This is a genomic window from Vibrio sp. B7 (assembly GCF_963888765.1).
In the GTDB taxonomy this organism is placed as follows: Bacteria; Pseudomonadota; Gammaproteobacteria; order Enterobacterales; family Vibrionaceae; genus Vibrio; species Vibrio anguillarum.
Genome location: NZ_CAWPKR010000037.1, coordinates 140,772 through 156,201, shown reverse-complemented (window position 1 = coordinate 156,201; position 15,430 = coordinate 140,772). Strand labels below are relative to the sequence as shown.

General features: G+C 45.4%; 13 protein-coding genes. 9 read left to right on the top strand and 4 right to left on the bottom strand.

Going from position 1 to position 15,430, the window contains the following annotated elements:
• Positions 1 to 51: 51 nt before the first annotated feature.
• From AACV32_RS14430 to AACV32_RS14405, 6 genes are all read left to right on the top strand, one after another.
• Positions 52 to 1,434, top strand: a complete 1,383-nt coding sequence (locus AACV32_RS14430) for a di-heme oxidoreductase family protein (protein WP_170895330.1) — start codon at positions 52 to 54, stop codon at positions 1,432 to 1,434.
• A gap of 9 nt (positions 1,435 to 1,443) precedes the next feature.
• Complete coding sequence (locus AACV32_RS14425; RefSeq protein ID WP_170895329.1) at positions 1,444 to 2,481, top strand: imelysin family protein; 1,038 nt, start codon at positions 1,444 to 1,446, stop codon at positions 2,479 to 2,481.
• The gene (locus tag AACV32_RS14420) at positions 2,471 to 3,568 is read left to right on the top strand and encodes a DUF1513 domain-containing protein (RefSeq protein ID WP_170895328.1); all 1,098 of its coding nucleotides are present in this window, start codon (positions 2,471 to 2,473) and stop codon (positions 3,566 to 3,568) included. The genes AACV32_RS14425 and AACV32_RS14420 overlap by 11 nt, the downstream gene beginning before the upstream one ends.
• 143 nt (positions 3,569 to 3,711) lie before the next feature.
• Positions 3,712 to 5,265 carry a L,D-transpeptidase family protein gene (locus AACV32_RS14415; RefSeq protein ID WP_170895327.1) on the top strand — a complete coding sequence of 518 codons (1,554 nt, stop codon included), beginning with the start codon at positions 3,712 to 3,714 and terminating at the stop codon, positions 5,263 to 5,265.
• Positions 5,266 to 5,485: 220 nt separating this feature from the next.
• On the top strand, positions 5,486 to 6,028 hold the full coding sequence (locus tag AACV32_RS14410; protein WP_017044782.1) for a YcbK family protein: 543 nt from the start codon (positions 5,486 to 5,488) through the stop codon (positions 6,026 to 6,028).
• Positions 6,029 to 6,103: 75 nt separating this feature from the next.
• Positions 6,104 to 6,760 (top strand): MBL fold metallo-hydrolase, encoded by a 657-nt coding sequence (locus tag AACV32_RS14405; RefSeq protein WP_019282382.1) that lies wholly within the window; start codon positions 6,104 to 6,106, stop codon positions 6,758 to 6,760.
• A gap of 47 nt (positions 6,761 to 6,807) precedes the next feature.
• On the opposite strand, the gene AACV32_RS14400 is transcribed toward AACV32_RS14405, so the two are convergent.
• On the bottom strand, positions 6,808 to 7,473 hold the full coding sequence (locus AACV32_RS14400) for a DUF2982 domain-containing protein (RefSeq protein ID WP_170895326.1): 666 nt from the start codon (positions 7,471 to 7,473) through the stop codon (positions 6,808 to 6,810).
• A 199-nt stretch (positions 7,474 to 7,672) separates the two neighbouring features.
• Between AACV32_RS14400 and AACV32_RS14395 the strand changes: the two genes are divergently transcribed.
• On the top strand, positions 7,673 to 8,062 hold the full coding sequence (locus AACV32_RS14395) for a hypothetical protein (RefSeq protein ID WP_026027541.1): 390 nt from the start codon (positions 7,673 to 7,675) through the stop codon (positions 8,060 to 8,062).
• Positions 8,063 to 8,134: 72 nt separating this feature from the next.
• Here the strand turns inward: AACV32_RS14395 and AACV32_RS14390 are convergent, their stop codons facing one another.
• The gene (locus AACV32_RS14390; protein WP_170895325.1) at positions 8,135 to 8,617 is read right to left on the bottom strand and encodes a MarR family winged helix-turn-helix transcriptional regulator; all 483 of its coding nucleotides are present in this window, start codon (positions 8,615 to 8,617) and stop codon (positions 8,135 to 8,137) included.
• 392 nt (positions 8,618 to 9,009) lie between these two features.
• Here AACV32_RS14390 and AACV32_RS14385 point away from each other — a divergent pair, with 392 nt between their 5' ends.
• Both AACV32_RS14385 and AACV32_RS14380 read left to right on the top strand, forming a co-directional pair.
• Entirely contained in the window at positions 9,010 to 10,587 is a 1,578-nt protein-coding gene (locus AACV32_RS14385) for a BCCT family transporter (RefSeq protein WP_017044778.1), read from the top strand.
• A 198-nt stretch (positions 10,588 to 10,785) separates the two neighbouring features.
• Entirely contained in the window at positions 10,786 to 12,669 is a 1,884-nt protein-coding gene (locus tag AACV32_RS14380) for a methyl-accepting chemotaxis protein (RefSeq protein WP_170895324.1), read from the top strand.
• A 124-nt stretch (positions 12,670 to 12,793) separates the two neighbouring features.
• On the opposite strand, the gene AACV32_RS14375 is transcribed toward AACV32_RS14380, so the two are convergent.
• Positions 12,794 to 13,513, bottom strand: coding sequence for a 3'-5' exonuclease (locus AACV32_RS14375; RefSeq protein ID WP_202599105.1), 720 nt, complete (start codon positions 13,511 to 13,513; stop codon positions 12,794 to 12,796).
• Positions 13,514 to 13,518: 5 nt separating this feature from the next.
• Positions 13,519 to 15,408: a putative nucleotidyltransferase substrate binding domain-containing protein gene (locus AACV32_RS14370; RefSeq protein ID WP_170895323.1), complete on the bottom strand. Its 1,890-nt coding sequence runs from the start codon at positions 15,406 to 15,408 to the stop codon at positions 13,519 to 13,521.
• Positions 15,409 to 15,430: the final 22 nt, after the last annotated feature.

Genomic DNA, 15,430 nt, shown 5'->3' with positions numbered 1-15,430 from the left:
GATGAGCCCTTTTCCACGTTTACACTGAATAAAGATGTTGAGAAAAGCCCAATGAGATCGTTTTTTACCGTCGCGCTCCTAACCTTGTTTGCCAACCCCGTTTATGCCGATGAGGTGAAATCGGGTGGCAAAACCAGTACAACCAAAGCTGGGCCGAATGCTTACTCGCTTCCTGCGGCCAATTTGCCGATGAGCAAACGGCTCGATTTTAGCGTGGGAAACAGTTTCTTTCGTAACCCTTGGGTGCCAGCGCCATCATCTACCGATGCAAGAGATGGTTTAGGGCCGCTTTTTAACACCAATGGTTGTCAAAATTGTCACATCAAAGATGGTCGCGGCCATCCGCCAGAAAAAAATGACACACATGCCGTTTCGATGTTGGTTCGCCTGAGTATTCCAGCGGTGACGGATGAACAAAAAGCGATCTATGCCAAAGAAGGGGGGATCCCCGAACCCATCTATGGTGGACAGTTACAAGATTTCGCTTTGCCCGATCAAAAAGCAGAAGGACAAATCCACATCACTTATCAAGAGATTGCGGTTGCTTTTACGGATGGCCACCAAGTGATGTTACGCAAACCTAATTTAAAAATTACTGAACTTGGTTATGGTGATATGCATCCTGATACCCAGTTTTCGGCGCGTGTCGCCCCGCCAATGATTGGCCTTGGCCTACTTGAAAGCATTGCTGATGCCAGCTTATTAGCAATGGCAGACCCTGAAGATAGTGATGGCGATGGTATCTCTGGCAAAGTGAACCGTGTTTGGGATGTAGAAAAAAAAGATTTTGCCATCGGGCGTTTTGGTTGGAAAGCCGGGCAGCCTAGTTTAATGCAACAGAATGCCGCGGCGTTTAACGGCGATTTAGGATTGACCAGCCGTTTATTCCCCAAAGAAAACTGCACCGAGAAGCAAACACTCTGTCAAACCTTACCTAACGGCGGCGACCCTGAGGTCAGTGACAACATTCTTGATTTTGTCGAATTCTATTCTCAGCATTTAGCCGTTCCAGTGCGTCGCAATGTCGACGATCCACAAGTGAAGCTGGGTCAATCATTGTTCAAACAAGTTGGCTGTGAGAGTTGCCACCGCACTGACCTTAAAACGGTAAAAAGAACGGATCGCCCAGCCTTATCAGAGCAAGAAATCCATCCTTACAGTGATTTACTACTGCATGATATGGGTAAAGGGTTAGCCGATAATCGTCCTGAAGCCTTAGCTAATGGACAAGAGTGGCGTACCCCGCCTTTGTGGGGGATCGGCTATACGCAAGAGGTGAGCGGCCATACTTATTTTTTACATGATGGCCGAGCGCGTAATCTCATGGAAGCGGTACTTTGGCACGGTGGTGAGGCGCAAAGTGCCAAAGAGAAAGTACGTCAATTCAATGCCAGCGAACGCAACGCGTTGATCGCTTTTCTTAATTCTTTATAGGGTGCGAGCATGAAATTTCCTCTATTATTTTCGATAGCGGTTACCAGCGTACTTTCGGCTTGCCAACCCACGCCGAAATCAGCGCTTGAGCCGCAAAAAAACAATCATGTTAGCCAAGGTGTTTATGAGGTTGAATTTGCTGCGGCGCAGCGTTTTGCTCAACAATCGCACCAGCTTGCTCAATTATTTGATCAGCAATGCCAGCCGGACGATGTTGCATTGCCCTTGCTGAAAGAACAGTGGCAGCAAACTATTGGGGCGTGGATGTTTTTACAAGGGCAAGAGAGAGGGCCAGCTAAAGCACTCGAGCAAAGTTGGAACGTACAATTTTGGCCAGATAAAAAAGACACTACCGGGCGAAAAATGAGCCTGTTAGCGAGCAGTGGCAAGCACTGGAGTGAGGAGCAGATTGCAAACCAGAGTGTCACAGTGCAGGGGATTGGCGCATTGGAATGGTTACTCTACGATGCTCAATCGCCGCTTCTGAAAAACCAGCAATTAGAAACTGGCTGTATGATTGGACAAGCGATCAGCGCGAATTTGGCGACGAAATCTCATTTGATTGCTGAGCAATGGCAACAGAATCCATGGTTGATGCTGGATCTGAGCGCTTGGCAAGCCGAATACATTGCGCTGCTCTCCAATCAGCTTGATTACAGCATGAAAAAACTGAGTCGCCCCTTAGCCAATATCGGCCAGCCACGCCCTTATTTTTCAGAATCGTGGCGCGCCAAAGTCTCTTTGAATAACCTGCAAAAGAATGTGCAAGCGATGCAAGCACTCTATTTAGCAAAAAACGGTTTATATCAGATGTTGCGGGAAAGAGATCAAGTCGCTATGGCCGAGCGCGTAAAAGCACATTTATCCTCGATGTTGGAAACGTGGCCGCAAACAGCCAGCTTATTTGATTTATTGCAAACGAAAGCAGGCTATCGTGAGGTGCTTGCGCTCTATAACAAGTTCCAACAACTCAATTATTTACTGCATGACGAAGTCGCGGTAGAGCTAGGCGTAGTGATAGGATTTAATGCAACCGATGGTGACTGATCTAACAAGACGTACGCTGCTGAAAGCGGCGTTATTGAGCACTTCAGCGCCTCTGCTGCCACTGGGGTGCGCCACTACGCGCCGTGGCCCACAACCCGCTTTGATTGGTTGCGCTATTCATAAAGGCTCGCAGTTTCGCGCCGTTGTAGCCGACGCCCAAGGTCAAGCGATTCACCAATTACCTTTGCCTGCAAGGGGACACGGTGTTGCTATTCATCCCACCTTGACGCATGCGGTCGCTTTTGCCCGTCGTCCCGGTGAGTTTTTGATGGTGTTTAACTATCAAAATGGAGAACTCATCAAATTGCAACTGGCGCAACCCACGCGACATTTTTATGGGCACGGCGTTTACTCAAATGATGGTGCGTGGCTTTATGCAACTGAAGGCGAGAAAGCGACAAGTCGCGGCATTATTGGTGTGTATGATGTGCAGCACAGTTACCAAAAAGTGGCTGAGTTCAGTGGTTTTGGTATTGGCCCTCACGAAGTCATTGTGATGCCAGATGGCCGACTCGCGATTGGGGTGGGTGGGGTGCATACCTTCGGCCGAGAGCCACTCAACGTAGAGAGCATGATGCCGAGCTTGACCTACCTTTCTCATCAAGGAGAAGTGCTTGAGCAACGGATATTGAACGACCACCATTTGAGCATCCGCCATCTTGCTCATGATGGTGCAGATACTGTGCTGTGCGGCCAACAATACCGAGGTCAGCCGGAAGAGTATCCACCTTTGGTAGCGCTACATGACCAAGGTGGCGAACTCATTCCGCTCTTGGCAGAGCCTGAACAATGGGCAAGATTCAACCATTACATTGCCAGTATTGCGGCGACCGACCAATGGATTTTAGCGACTTCTCCACGAGGTAACTGTTACGGGATTTGGTCAAAAGAGACACTGCAACTGGTTGAGTTGGCCTCTTTGCCGGATGCTTCTGGCGTGGTAGTGCAAGATCAGCAGTTCCAAGTCAGTTCAGGAGCTGGCTTGGTCGTTAATTCACCCTATCCTCAACCTGAAATGCGCACGCGTAGTAATGTCCAATGGGACAATCACTGGTCTGCCATTAATTACTCTCGCCAAAAAAGCTGAGTAAGCGAACTAAATTTGTTTAATGATAATTCTCATTGCATGAGAGTTTATGAATATATTGTTGATATCGACAACAACGTTTAGCAGATAGCCGTTTCTTTTGCCATACTGAAACGTGAATCAGCGTTGTTGGATAGATCGGAATGAGTAAAAGCATCCTATTTGCTTTATTATTGATTTTTAGTAGCTTTTCTCTTTACTCTGCCGAGAAGGTACAGTCTTTGGTTGTCTCGCAAGAGAATGCCTCGTTGCAATCTTTTATCCAATATCCGCATTTAGTCGAACGAATTTACCAAGAGAATGAGAATCGGCGCATTTGGCAAGATGAGCAGATTGTTCGTCAATTTGAACATCAATTGGAAGTGATTCGCCGAGCGGGGTTTAGCCCTTTATTTTCACGCCAGTTAGCGCAAATGAAAGCGTACCGGAGTCAGCAAGCGTTCAACGAATACGATCTGCTGGCGACCGATACTTTACTTTTGTATTTGAGTTATGCCGAGCAAGCTCCCAAAGTCGGTATGGCTTGGTTCTTTGAAAGTAAGCTCAACTCTGCTATTGCTCCACCAAGCCAAGAAGCCTTGTTCGCCCTTCATGTTGCGGTGGAAGTTAACAGTATCGGCGATCTGCTCAATGGCTATGCGCCCAACAACGCGGCTTATGATCAACTGCTACATGCCTATGATTTTCTGCTCAGTACTGAAAATGCAGCGCTCTCGTTGTACACCCAAAAAGGGTTAAAAAAACCTGGCGATAAGCTCTCACAACGTAGTGTGCTTATTGCCCGCTTATCATTAGTTAATATCGATGTTAGCACAGTGCGTGACGACGTAACTTGGTATGACAACAGCTTGGTCAAACCTGTGAAAGAGTTTCAAGCGATGCACGGTTTAAAAGCTGACGGCATGATTGGCCCCGAGACCTTAAAGTGGTTAAATTTGTCTTTGCAGGCACGCCTGTCTATGTTGGCATTAAATGCAGAGCGAACTCGCTTGTGGCCAGAATCAAAAGAGACACAGATCGTAGTCAACGTTCCCAGTTTTGATATGCGCTACTGGTATTTAGGTAAAGAAGTCTTTCAGTCTAAAGTGGTGGTGGGCCGAGTTTCACGCAAAACGCCACTCATGAGCACCAAATTAGATTCTTTGATCCTAAACCCGACGTGGAATGTGCCACACAAAATCATGGTTGAAGATATTCTGCCGATGGTAAAAAAAGATCAAAACTATTTGCGTCAACACAATATTGATATTGTTTCGAGCTGGCGCTCGAACGATCAAATTGACCCAAGCAACATCAACTGGTCTGCGATGAATCCGGCCTCTTTTCCCTACCGAATGCGTCAGCAAGCGGGGCAAGATAATGCATTAGGTCTGTATAAATTTAATACGCCCAATCGTAGAGCGATTTACCTACATGATACGCCGAGTAAATACCTATTCAATAATACGTCGCGAGCCTTTAGTTCGGGTTGTATTCGAGTACAAAATGCCGATAAGTTTGCTTCGATGATATTAGAAACCCAAGGTATTAATGGTGATAAATTAACGGGAAAAGAAGGGCCTGCGAATGGCACGATCCCATTAAAGCAGCGCATCCCCGTACACATTATCTATCAAACCGTTTGGTATGAAGGTGGGGAACTGCACTACCGAGATGATATCTATCGTTATGATGCATTCAGTACCAGTAATGGGTGAATGGATACCGCTAAAACAGTGGTCACCTAAGTAAGCAGGGATGCGTCTCTCAATTTACCAAAAAATGACTTAATAAAGATCTCTTTTATGTTCAAAGAGTAACGATGCTGTGGCTCTCTCTTGAGCATTTCGAGCACAATTTATGCATTTGATCTTCACAATGGAGTCCGGTAGTGTCCGGGCTTGTTGAAAATAAATTCAGTTGTGAAGGTATCAAACCTTGTTAGTTTCTCGTCGTCACTTTATAAAATTGGCTGGTAGTGGTGTAGTTGTAGCGGCGTGTGCCCCCCAAATAGTATTGGCATCGTACCCTGAAACCTCTCGCATACTCGCGATGAATAATTTACATACCGGTGAAACACTTGAAACCTGTTATTTCAACGGTGTTCGTTATGTTCGATCTGAGCTTGATCGGCTCAACCATATTTGCCGTGATTTCCGCCGCAACGAAGTCCATCCAATGGACAAAAATCTATTTGACCAAATATCGAAAATTCAATCTCTACTTGGCACTCAAGCGGAAGTACAAATCATCTCTGGTTATCGATCTCCTGCCACCAATGAGATGTTGCGCACTCACTCCTCTGGGGTTGCTAAGAAAAGTTTCCATATGCTAGGCCAAGCAATTGATTTTCGGTTAGATGGTGTTCAGTTGAGTCAAGTACGCGAAGCGGCGATCGAATTGGGCGCTGGCGGTGTTGGTTATTATCCTAGCAGTGATTTTGTGCACATTGATACTGGGCCTGTACGTCATTGGTCATAAGGCTGTTCGTGACTTGTCAAATGAAAGTGTCAATGTCATAGTTCGGCCAACTGCGAATTCGAACAAGGTTTCAGTATGTCGTTAAAGTATCAAGTGGTGCCCGTCACTTCCTTCTCTCAAAACTGCTCTATCGTTTGGTGTGATGACACCATGGAAGGGATCGTGGTTGACCCTGGCGGTGATGTGAAACAGCTCGTGATGTTGATCAATGAACTCGGGGTAAAAGTGGTCAGTTTGGTTCTTACTCATGGCCATTTAGATCATGTCGGTGGAACCGAACCGCTGGCGCAGCAGTTGGGCGGCGTCGATATTATTGGACCACATAAAGCGGACAACTTCTGGCTACAAGGCCTCGAAGGTCAAAGCAAAATGTTTGGTTTTCCACTGACGGAAGCCTTTGAACCTACCCAATGGCTTAATGAGGGTGATGAAGTGAAGTTTGGCCTTCAAACTCTACAAGTATTGCACACGCCCGGCCACACGCCCGGTCACGTGGTGCTGTTTAGCCAGCAAGCGAAATTGGCGTTTGTTGGTGATGTATTGTTTAACGGTAGTATCGGCCGTACGGATTTCCCGCAAGGTGATTTCAATACCCTTATTCACTCGATCAAAACTAAGCTATGGCCACTTGGCAACGATGTGACGTTTGTGCCCGGCCATGGTCCGCAATCGACTTTTGGCCGTGAACGTGCCAATAACCCTTATGTCGCAGATGAAATGCCCCTGTATTGATCTTGATTAGGCTCAGAGTGTTCCTTCTGCGCCCATTAAACCATGTCTTAGTCTGGTTCGGCCGCCGCGAGGTAGCGCCGAATCAGCCCCACAAACGCCTCGGCGTCACGATCCAGATCGTGCGCTGAGATAAAAATATCATAATCAAAAAATTGCCGTTGATAGCGCATCCGATTGGCTAACATTGCCATAAGACCATGATAGTAATTACCGTTTGGCGCAGTGTAAGGTGCGCTGTCGAGTACCAAATCTTCAAATTGAGTCTCTTTGCGCTGTTGTTTTGCTCCTAAGTAGAGCAGCGCGCGCTGGCTGAGCAAGATCTCACTAGCGATTCTGGGACACACACTCTCAAGGTAAGGTGAATAATCCTTCAGTTTGATCCCAATCCAAGGCAAAGGTTGGTGCCAACCATGATATTCATAACTGCATACCCCAATGCGGCTGATATTGTTCCATTTTACAACCCAACCTCCTTTAAAGAGATGCTGCTGAAAATGGGTAGCGGTTAGGGTGTAGCTAACTTTTCCTTTCAAAATCAAAAAATAGAAGGTGATTAGAGTCACTGCCAGTGCACTTACTAACAGCAGCGCATGAATAATGTTGGATGAGAATATGACAATGCAAATTGAAGCGATGATACAAGTCGTATTGATCCATTTAACCACAGGTGATTGCAGAGAAAAGCGCGTATTAGACAAATGTTGGGTGTGCATAAAACAGTGAAACTCCTTCGAGCTACAGCATCGTTGTTGGCTGTTGCGACCTGTATAAATTGTAGTCAGTTACCGCATCAAAATGCGTTTTTGCCCCTCAATCTGTGCTATGCCCTACAAATCGAGGACGATTTTTGATATAAAACGCGCTTCAAATTTTCACCACTGCTTGAAACGCAGTGAAATGGAGAAATATTCGATGAGACTTGCTCATAAGCGTAAGGTGCAGGCAAAATTGCAAAAGCGTATTAAAGCGACTGTTGCAAACTTGATCGCCTCTCAATCAGCAAAGCCTGTAACAGCGCAATCGACCGTAGCAAAAACCGCTGCAACAAAAGTAGTTGTGGAGAAAGCTGCGGCGAACTCTAAAAAAGTGGATGTTGCGTTAACGCCAAAACAGCAACAGGTTTTAGATATCGTCGCTAACCACGCAGAAGGTATGAATCCTAAATCGATCGGCTTAAGTGCTGGTCAAGAAGATGCGAAAGCTGCCGCTTGGGCCACTGGCGCACTCAAGAAACTAGTAGAAGAAAATCTGGTAGTGAAAGAGCAGTTAGCAGGCAACAAAGTTATCTATAAAGCCATTTAATCTGCTGTTCGTTGTGAATGAATTAGCCTCGGTAGCCCCGAGGCTTTTTTACGATCAAATTTTAAAATGCAATCAAAGCAACTCTTCTTTGGTAATAGAGCCAATTTCGAGCATCGGTGCGACATCGATGTTTTCGGCATTCATCATAGAAGATAAACGTTGTACTGATGAGAGCAACAGGCTTTGCTCCCACTCTTGAAGCTGCCTAAATTGTTCGACAAAGCTTTCTTGCAATGGTTGCGGTGCCTTTTCTAGCAGCTTCTTACCTTCGTCCGTTAAATGGGCGTGCACTTTTCGTTTATCGGTATTGCTGCGAATTCGCTGTACGTATCCGTTGCGCTCTAATCTATCCAAAATGGTGGTGGCAGTGGCCTGGCTCATGTTCGTATGATCCGACAATGTGCGGATAGTCACCTCACCAAGGGTTTGAATTGAACGCATTAGAATAAGCTGGGGACCAGTAAGCCCAGCGTCTCTATTCAGTTTTTTAGAGTGCAGATCAATTGCGCGAATAATTTGTCGAATTGAGATCAAAACTTCTTCATGTTTTTCCAAACTCATTGTCCCAAAAAGAAAGTTATTAATAAGCGGGGACCATAGCGCAGTTCTTTTCACTTGAAAAGTAGCATTCGACCTCTTTTGTTTTGGTCTAAGATGATGAGTGTATAAGTTGAGATGTAAAATGATTAGTGTTCGAATGTTTTTGTTTTCGATTTTCACCCTAAATTGGTTGAAGTTTAACCATTAAAGCTTATTTTTTGCCTTCTATGGCATTTTATGTTGCTTTTTAGTGGATTTTTTCTGTGGTGTTGGTAGGGTATTCAGCATATTGAAAAATAAATTGCTATGAGTACGAAGTTATTTTTGGTTTTTGTCTTAAAATTGTTTCGTTCTCATGGTTATTAATCTCAACTGAAAAATCATGTCTAGATTTCTAGAGAGGTAAAATGACAAAAGGTATTGATAAGTACAGTATCGACAGTACTGACTACACTGTCGGGCAAGATAACGTGCAAAAGTGGGGGTTTGATGTTCATAACCCAGTGTTTGGCTTTAGCGCCGGATTTATTGCGCTATTTTTAGTCGCCGCTTTAGTCGTTGATCCTGAGGTTGCGAAGAGCGTGCTTGATGGCGTTAAATGGAAAATTATTGGCACTTTTGACTGGCTGTTTATTTGGTCGGGTAATCTTTTTGTGCTGTTTTGCTTAGGCTTGATAGTTTCTCCCTTTGGTAAAATACGTTTAGGTGGCCAAGAGGCGACAGCAGACTACTCTTTTATTTCTTGGCTCTCTATGTTGTTTGCCGCAGGGATGGGTATTGGTCTCATGTTCTGGAGTGTCGCTGAACCAGTAGCGTATTTTACCGGTTGGTATGAGACGCCCTTAGGTGTTGCAGCCAACACACCCGAAGCGGCTAAACTAGCATTAGGTGCAACCATGTACCATTGGGGTCTACACCCTTGGGCCATTTACGGTGTGGTAGCGCTTTCCCTTGCGTTCTTTACTTACAACAAAGGGCTTCCGCTTTCTATTCGCTCTATTTTTTACCCGTTGCTTGGCGATCGCGCTTGGGGCTGGGCAGGGCATATCATTGATATTCTGGCTGTATTAGCAACATTGTTTGGCTTAGCAACGTCATTAGGGCTGGGGGCTCAACAAGCGGCTAGTGGTATTCATCATGTATTTGGCATTGATGCCGGAATGGGCTTACAAATTGTCGTGATTACCGTCGTTACTTTATTAGCAGTGGTCTCCGTGGTGCGTGGTATTGATGGTGGTGTCAAAGTCATCAGTAACATCAATATGATCGTTGCGTTCTTGCTGCTGATTTTGGTTGCACTGATTGGCTATACCGTAACCTTTTCATCCATTCCAACCACATTAATGGCGTATATTGAAAATATCATCCCACTCAGTAACCCGCACGGTCGAACTGATGAGGCTTGGTTCCAAGGTTGGACAGTGTTCTATTGGGCTTGGTGGATTTCATGGTCACCATTTGTTGGAATGTTCATTGCGCGAGTATCAAAAGGTCGTACTATCCGTGAGTTCCTCACCGCCGTATTATTAGTACCTACTGCTGTTACCTTGATTTGGATGTCTGTATTTGGTGGTTTGGCGATTGATCAAGTCATCAACAATGTTGGCCAATTAGGCGCGAATGGTTTGACCGAAGTGCCACTGGCGATGTTCCAAATGTTTGATGCACTGCCTTATGGCACGTTACTTTCAGTGATTGCGGTTGTGTTAGTGTTGGTATTTTTTATCACCTCATCAGATTCAGGGTCACTGGTCATTGATAGTATTACTGCTGGAGGCAAAGTGGATGCCCCTGTCCTACAGCGTATTTTCTGGGCGTTGATGGAAGGCGCTATCGCCGTAGCCTTGTTATGGATTGGTGGCACCAATGCTATTGAAGCGTTGCAAGCCGCCGCCATATCAACGGCGCTGCCATTTACTATCGTGCTGCTGCTGATGTGTGTCAGCCTACTGTTGGGAATGCGAACCGAGCTCTTGAAACGTTAATTTCGACATTGATTTGAAAAGGCGACGAAAGTCGCCTTTTCTGATGTTTTTTTGACGATCGTCATTAGAGTGTTTTGCTAAAATACTAAGAAAAGCAAATGGTTATCTTGTGTCAGAATTCGACATATATTTCGTGCATCTTGTGTTAAATCTGGTTAATATTCGCCTCCGTTCCTGTATCTAACATTCTGCAAACCAATGAAATTAACCTTAAAGCAAAAGCTAATCGGTGCCAGTCTTTCTGCCGTCGTCGTTATGGCGAGCGCGTTGACTTGGCTAGCCGCTGATCAACTCTTTGAACAAACTCGAAATGGCGTATATTCGCGGGCAGAAAGCTTGTCAGCTGCCGCTGCGAAAGGCATTTCGGACTGGATTGTGGTCCGTAAAGAGATCTCAACCGCTTTTAATGACTACACCGCTCAAGATGATGTCGTTCCTTTCTTACAGCAAGCTCGCAAAGCGGGTGGCTTTGATGATATTTTCTTTGGTACACCGCAAGGTGAGATGTATCGTTCACACCCTGAGCGTAACCGTGCTGACTATGATCCTCGCCAACGTCCTTGGTATAAAGATGCCGTTTCAGCGAATAAACAAATTATCACCACCGCTTATAAAGACGCGATCACCAATGCACTGTTGGTGACAATTGCAGATCCTGTGCGTCGCAATGGGCAATTTGTCGGCGTCGTTGGTGCCGATGTGTTAATCGATCAGTTGATCCAAGATGTCATCAGTTTAGATGCGGGCAAAAATGCCTACGCGATGTTGATTGATGCGCAAGATGGAACCTTTTTAGCGCATCCAGATAAAAATTTCTTATTAAAACCAGTGTCGTCATTGTCGAAGACGTTGACGATGAACATGATAGAGCAAGCAGTGGCTTCAGGTACCGTTGAAGATGCGTCATTACAAGGTGTTGATAAGCTATTTTACTTCGCCAAAGTACCGCAAACCGATTGGATTTTTGCTATCCAAATGGATCGTGCAACGGAAGAAGCAGCGCATACATCCTTGCTCATTGACCTAATTGTGACTGCACTTGTGATTACTATCGCTGTGATTGTTATCGTCTCTTGGTTAGTGAGCTTTTTGTTTAGAGATCTTAGCCGAGTATCCAAAGCCTTAGAGGAGATTGCTTCCGGAGACGGTGATTTAACTCAACGTCTTGAACCAAGAAGTGATGATGAAGTTGGGCAATTAGCACAAAACTTCAATATCTTTGTCGGTAACATGCACACTATGGTTTCTAAACTCAGCTTTGTTTCTGCTGCGTTGTCTGAACAGTCAAAACAGACGGCCGCTCAAGCCAAAGGGCGTAGTGCGCGTATCCGTTTACAACAAGATGAAATTAATATGGTGGCTACGGCCATCAATGAAATGGCCGCAGCTACACAAGAGATTGCCGGTAACGCAGATCATACCGCTCAAAACTCTGGTGAGGCGGTAACGGCTTGCGTACATGGCTCGAATCAAGTTTCACAAACACAAGGTTCGATTCAAAATCTGGCTCAAGAAGTTCAAGTGGCCACTGATGTTATCCTTGAGCTGGAAGCACACGGTAAACACATCAATACGATTCTGGCGACTATTCAAAACATAGCAGAGCAAACTAACCTGCTAGCATTGAATGCGGCGATTGAAGCTGCACGTGCTGGTGAGCAAGGTCGTGGCTTTGCGGTGGTTGCCGATGAAGTTCGTGTGCTTAGTCAACGTACACATGCTTCGACAAAAGAAATTCAGCAGATGATCGAAACGTTGCAATCAACGACGGGTAAAGCGGTTGGCATTATGGGTGATAGCCGTATGCTTGCTGGAACCAGCGTAGATGATGCGAACGCCGCTGCAGCAAGTTTGATGCAAATTCATAATTCAGTTGAGCGCATCAGTGACATGGCGACGCAAATTGCCTCGGCCGCTGAAGAGCAAGCTTCTGTGACGTCGGAAATTACTCGCAACACGGAAGGGATCCGCGATGTTTCTAACGATCTTGCACAAGAAGCGCATGAAGCAGCAGCACAAGCATCACAACTTTCTGAGCTTTCGCATCAGTTAGAAAATGAAATTCGTCGCTTTAAGCTGTAAGTTCTAAGCGTAAAAGCCGAGATGTGATTAAAAAAGAGGAACCTAACATGGGTTCCTCTTTTTTTGCTCGTGTCGATCACGGTACTAAACCTTGAAAGAATCCCTTTAAAGGATAATCAAAAAGTTATAGCCACAACGTTCGGACACTTTGCTGCCGATCAAAATGATGAGCGATTTGTGCTTGGAATAATTCCGCAGTGGCAATAGCATCAACTAAAGCGTGGTGTGGAGTGTACGCTGGTAGCCCATAACGCGCTCGCGCTTGCCCTAAACGCACTGATTGTGGTTTTTGCCCTTTTAACTGGTTCCATAAACCTCCATGCAACCGTTGTTGAATTTCCGTTTCCAATTGCAAAGTATCGATCACAGGGAACTCAATGCCTTCACCCAATCGCACTTTTAATGCTTGATTGAGAAAGCTACGTTCAATATGACGGTAGTGAACCACAACAATTTTTCCAGATAAGGCCTTCAGTATCGACTCCTGCACTTCTGCCAAATCTGGCGCATCTAAAATATCGTTGTGTGTGATGCCATGGATAACCACCGAATCCTCTTTTAACGCTTGGCGTGGCCGAACTATCCAATGTTTAGAGCGGTTGAGATAGATACGGTTTAAGGTAAAAGGCACCAAGCCAATGGTGATAATGTCATCATGCTGCGCACTTAAACCCGTTGTTTCCAAATCTAAAGCGACAAACTCTATTTCATCGATTGGCGTGCAACCCTTAGCAATCGGCCTTGAATAAAAATCTTTGAGTAACGGATGGTTAACCAACGACTGCTTATTGGCATATTTTGCTACCCAATCGATGCTCGGTTTTTGAAACCATTGTTTAATCATCACTCTCACTTAAAGTTATTGCTGGCTTGATAACGGAATTTCAAGAAATTTTGCGCATTGCTTAGGATTTGAAACGCATCTTTTAAGTTACGTCTTTCAAAATCAGATAGGTTTTCTGGCTCGATATTGTTATCTGGCTCTATTTCTTGTTCAACGTCAGCCGCTTGGTGGCGAATGCGTACCATCGCGATAAACTCCATTGCGTCACGCAGATCTTGCGCCCGTCCTTTGGGTAGAATTCCGGCTTCAATGATGTCATCTAAACGTTCAAACGAGTTGGTAGAACGTGAACCGACAGCCAATGCATGCACACGGATTAAATCCGCTAACGGTGCAGTGCCGCGACGTTTTAAATTGATGGTGTTATTGTGTCGTCCATCTTTTTCCATCACAAAGTCTTTGAAAAACCCCAATGGTGGCGTGCGGTTCAGTGCATTTCGTGCAAGGCATGCAAGAAACCGATTGTTTTTGCGTGCTCGACGGACAATAAACCCATTCAGTTGTTCTGCCCATTTGGCTCTGCCACACACTCCGTATAAGTCAAAAAAGATGGATGCATTCAATAGCGCCTTAGGGTTAGGGTTATCTATCCAATCGGCAAAGCAGGCTTCCCATTCTTTACGAGTCATACGCCACATCGGGTTGCTGGCCATAATGTCCCCCGTACAGTAGCTGTAACCGCATTGATCTAAGCTGTCGCAGACAAATTTGGCGAACGCTTCGAAATAAGCACCATGCTGTGTTTCTTCATAGCTATCGTCCAAAATTAAAGCGTTATCTTGGTCCGTGACAATTAACTGTTCATCACGGCCCATAGAACCCAAAGCTAAAAAGCAGTATGGAATAGGCGGCGAGCCTAGTAATTCTTCGGCAAGTTCAATGATTCTTTGTTTAAAGCTACGGCCAATCACTGACATCGCCGTGCCGATCATATGTGAGTTTGCATCTTCATTGACTAAACGAACAAAACTGTCTTTGACTTGGTGCGACAGTGTGGCTAACTCTTCAACGCTTTGTTGCTGGAAGATGCGACTTACGAGCAGCAATGAGTTTTGTGATTCGTAGCGAACAATGTCGGTCGCTTCAATGATACCGATCGGCTTTTTTTCTTTGAGTATAGGAAGATGATGAACATTGTACCGAAGCATTTTCAGCATGGCCTCATAGACATAAGCATTATGATCTAATGAGATAACCTCCGTTGTCATCACTTCCGTGACGAGGTGATTAGGATCGATGCCAACGGCTAATACACGCGTGCAGAGATCTCGGTCAGTCAGGATGCCGATTACCGGGCTGTTATCGTCGTCACTCTCTTGCAAAATATCAGGGTCAATCACCAGCAGTGAAGAGATACTCTCTTCCGCCATCTTGATCGCCGCATGTTGAATGGTTTCTGTTTTGTAAACGAAAGGGGCTTCTCGGCTGAGTAAGGTTCGCACTTTCGAGGTGGTGAGATCATTCTGCTCTGTTTTACTCAGCACGGCTTGGCGAAGGCGCGCGTTATCTTGCACTTCAACGAAATCAGCAAAGGAATCATAGTTGTCATATAAATCCTGAAACCTTGCCTCTGGAATACAATAAACCAGCGTATCTTCAATCGCTGTGACCGGAAAACGAACACGATTATTGGTCAATAGCCCCATTTGACCAAATAAACCGCCTTCGGTTAGGCGGTTGTATAATTCGCCTTTGCGACGGTATACCTCGACGACGCCGCTTCGGATCAAATATAAGTCTTGGATATGATCACCAAAATGAATGATGGGTGTACCTTGTCGAAAATAGGAGATTTCTACGCTCTGCGTCACTTCGATCAGTGTTTCTTCAGGTAGTTCATTGAACGGTGGATACTGAGCAAGGAAGTTCTTGATTTCAATTAATTCTGCTTCCATGGAGGCTTCCTTGTGTTTCGGA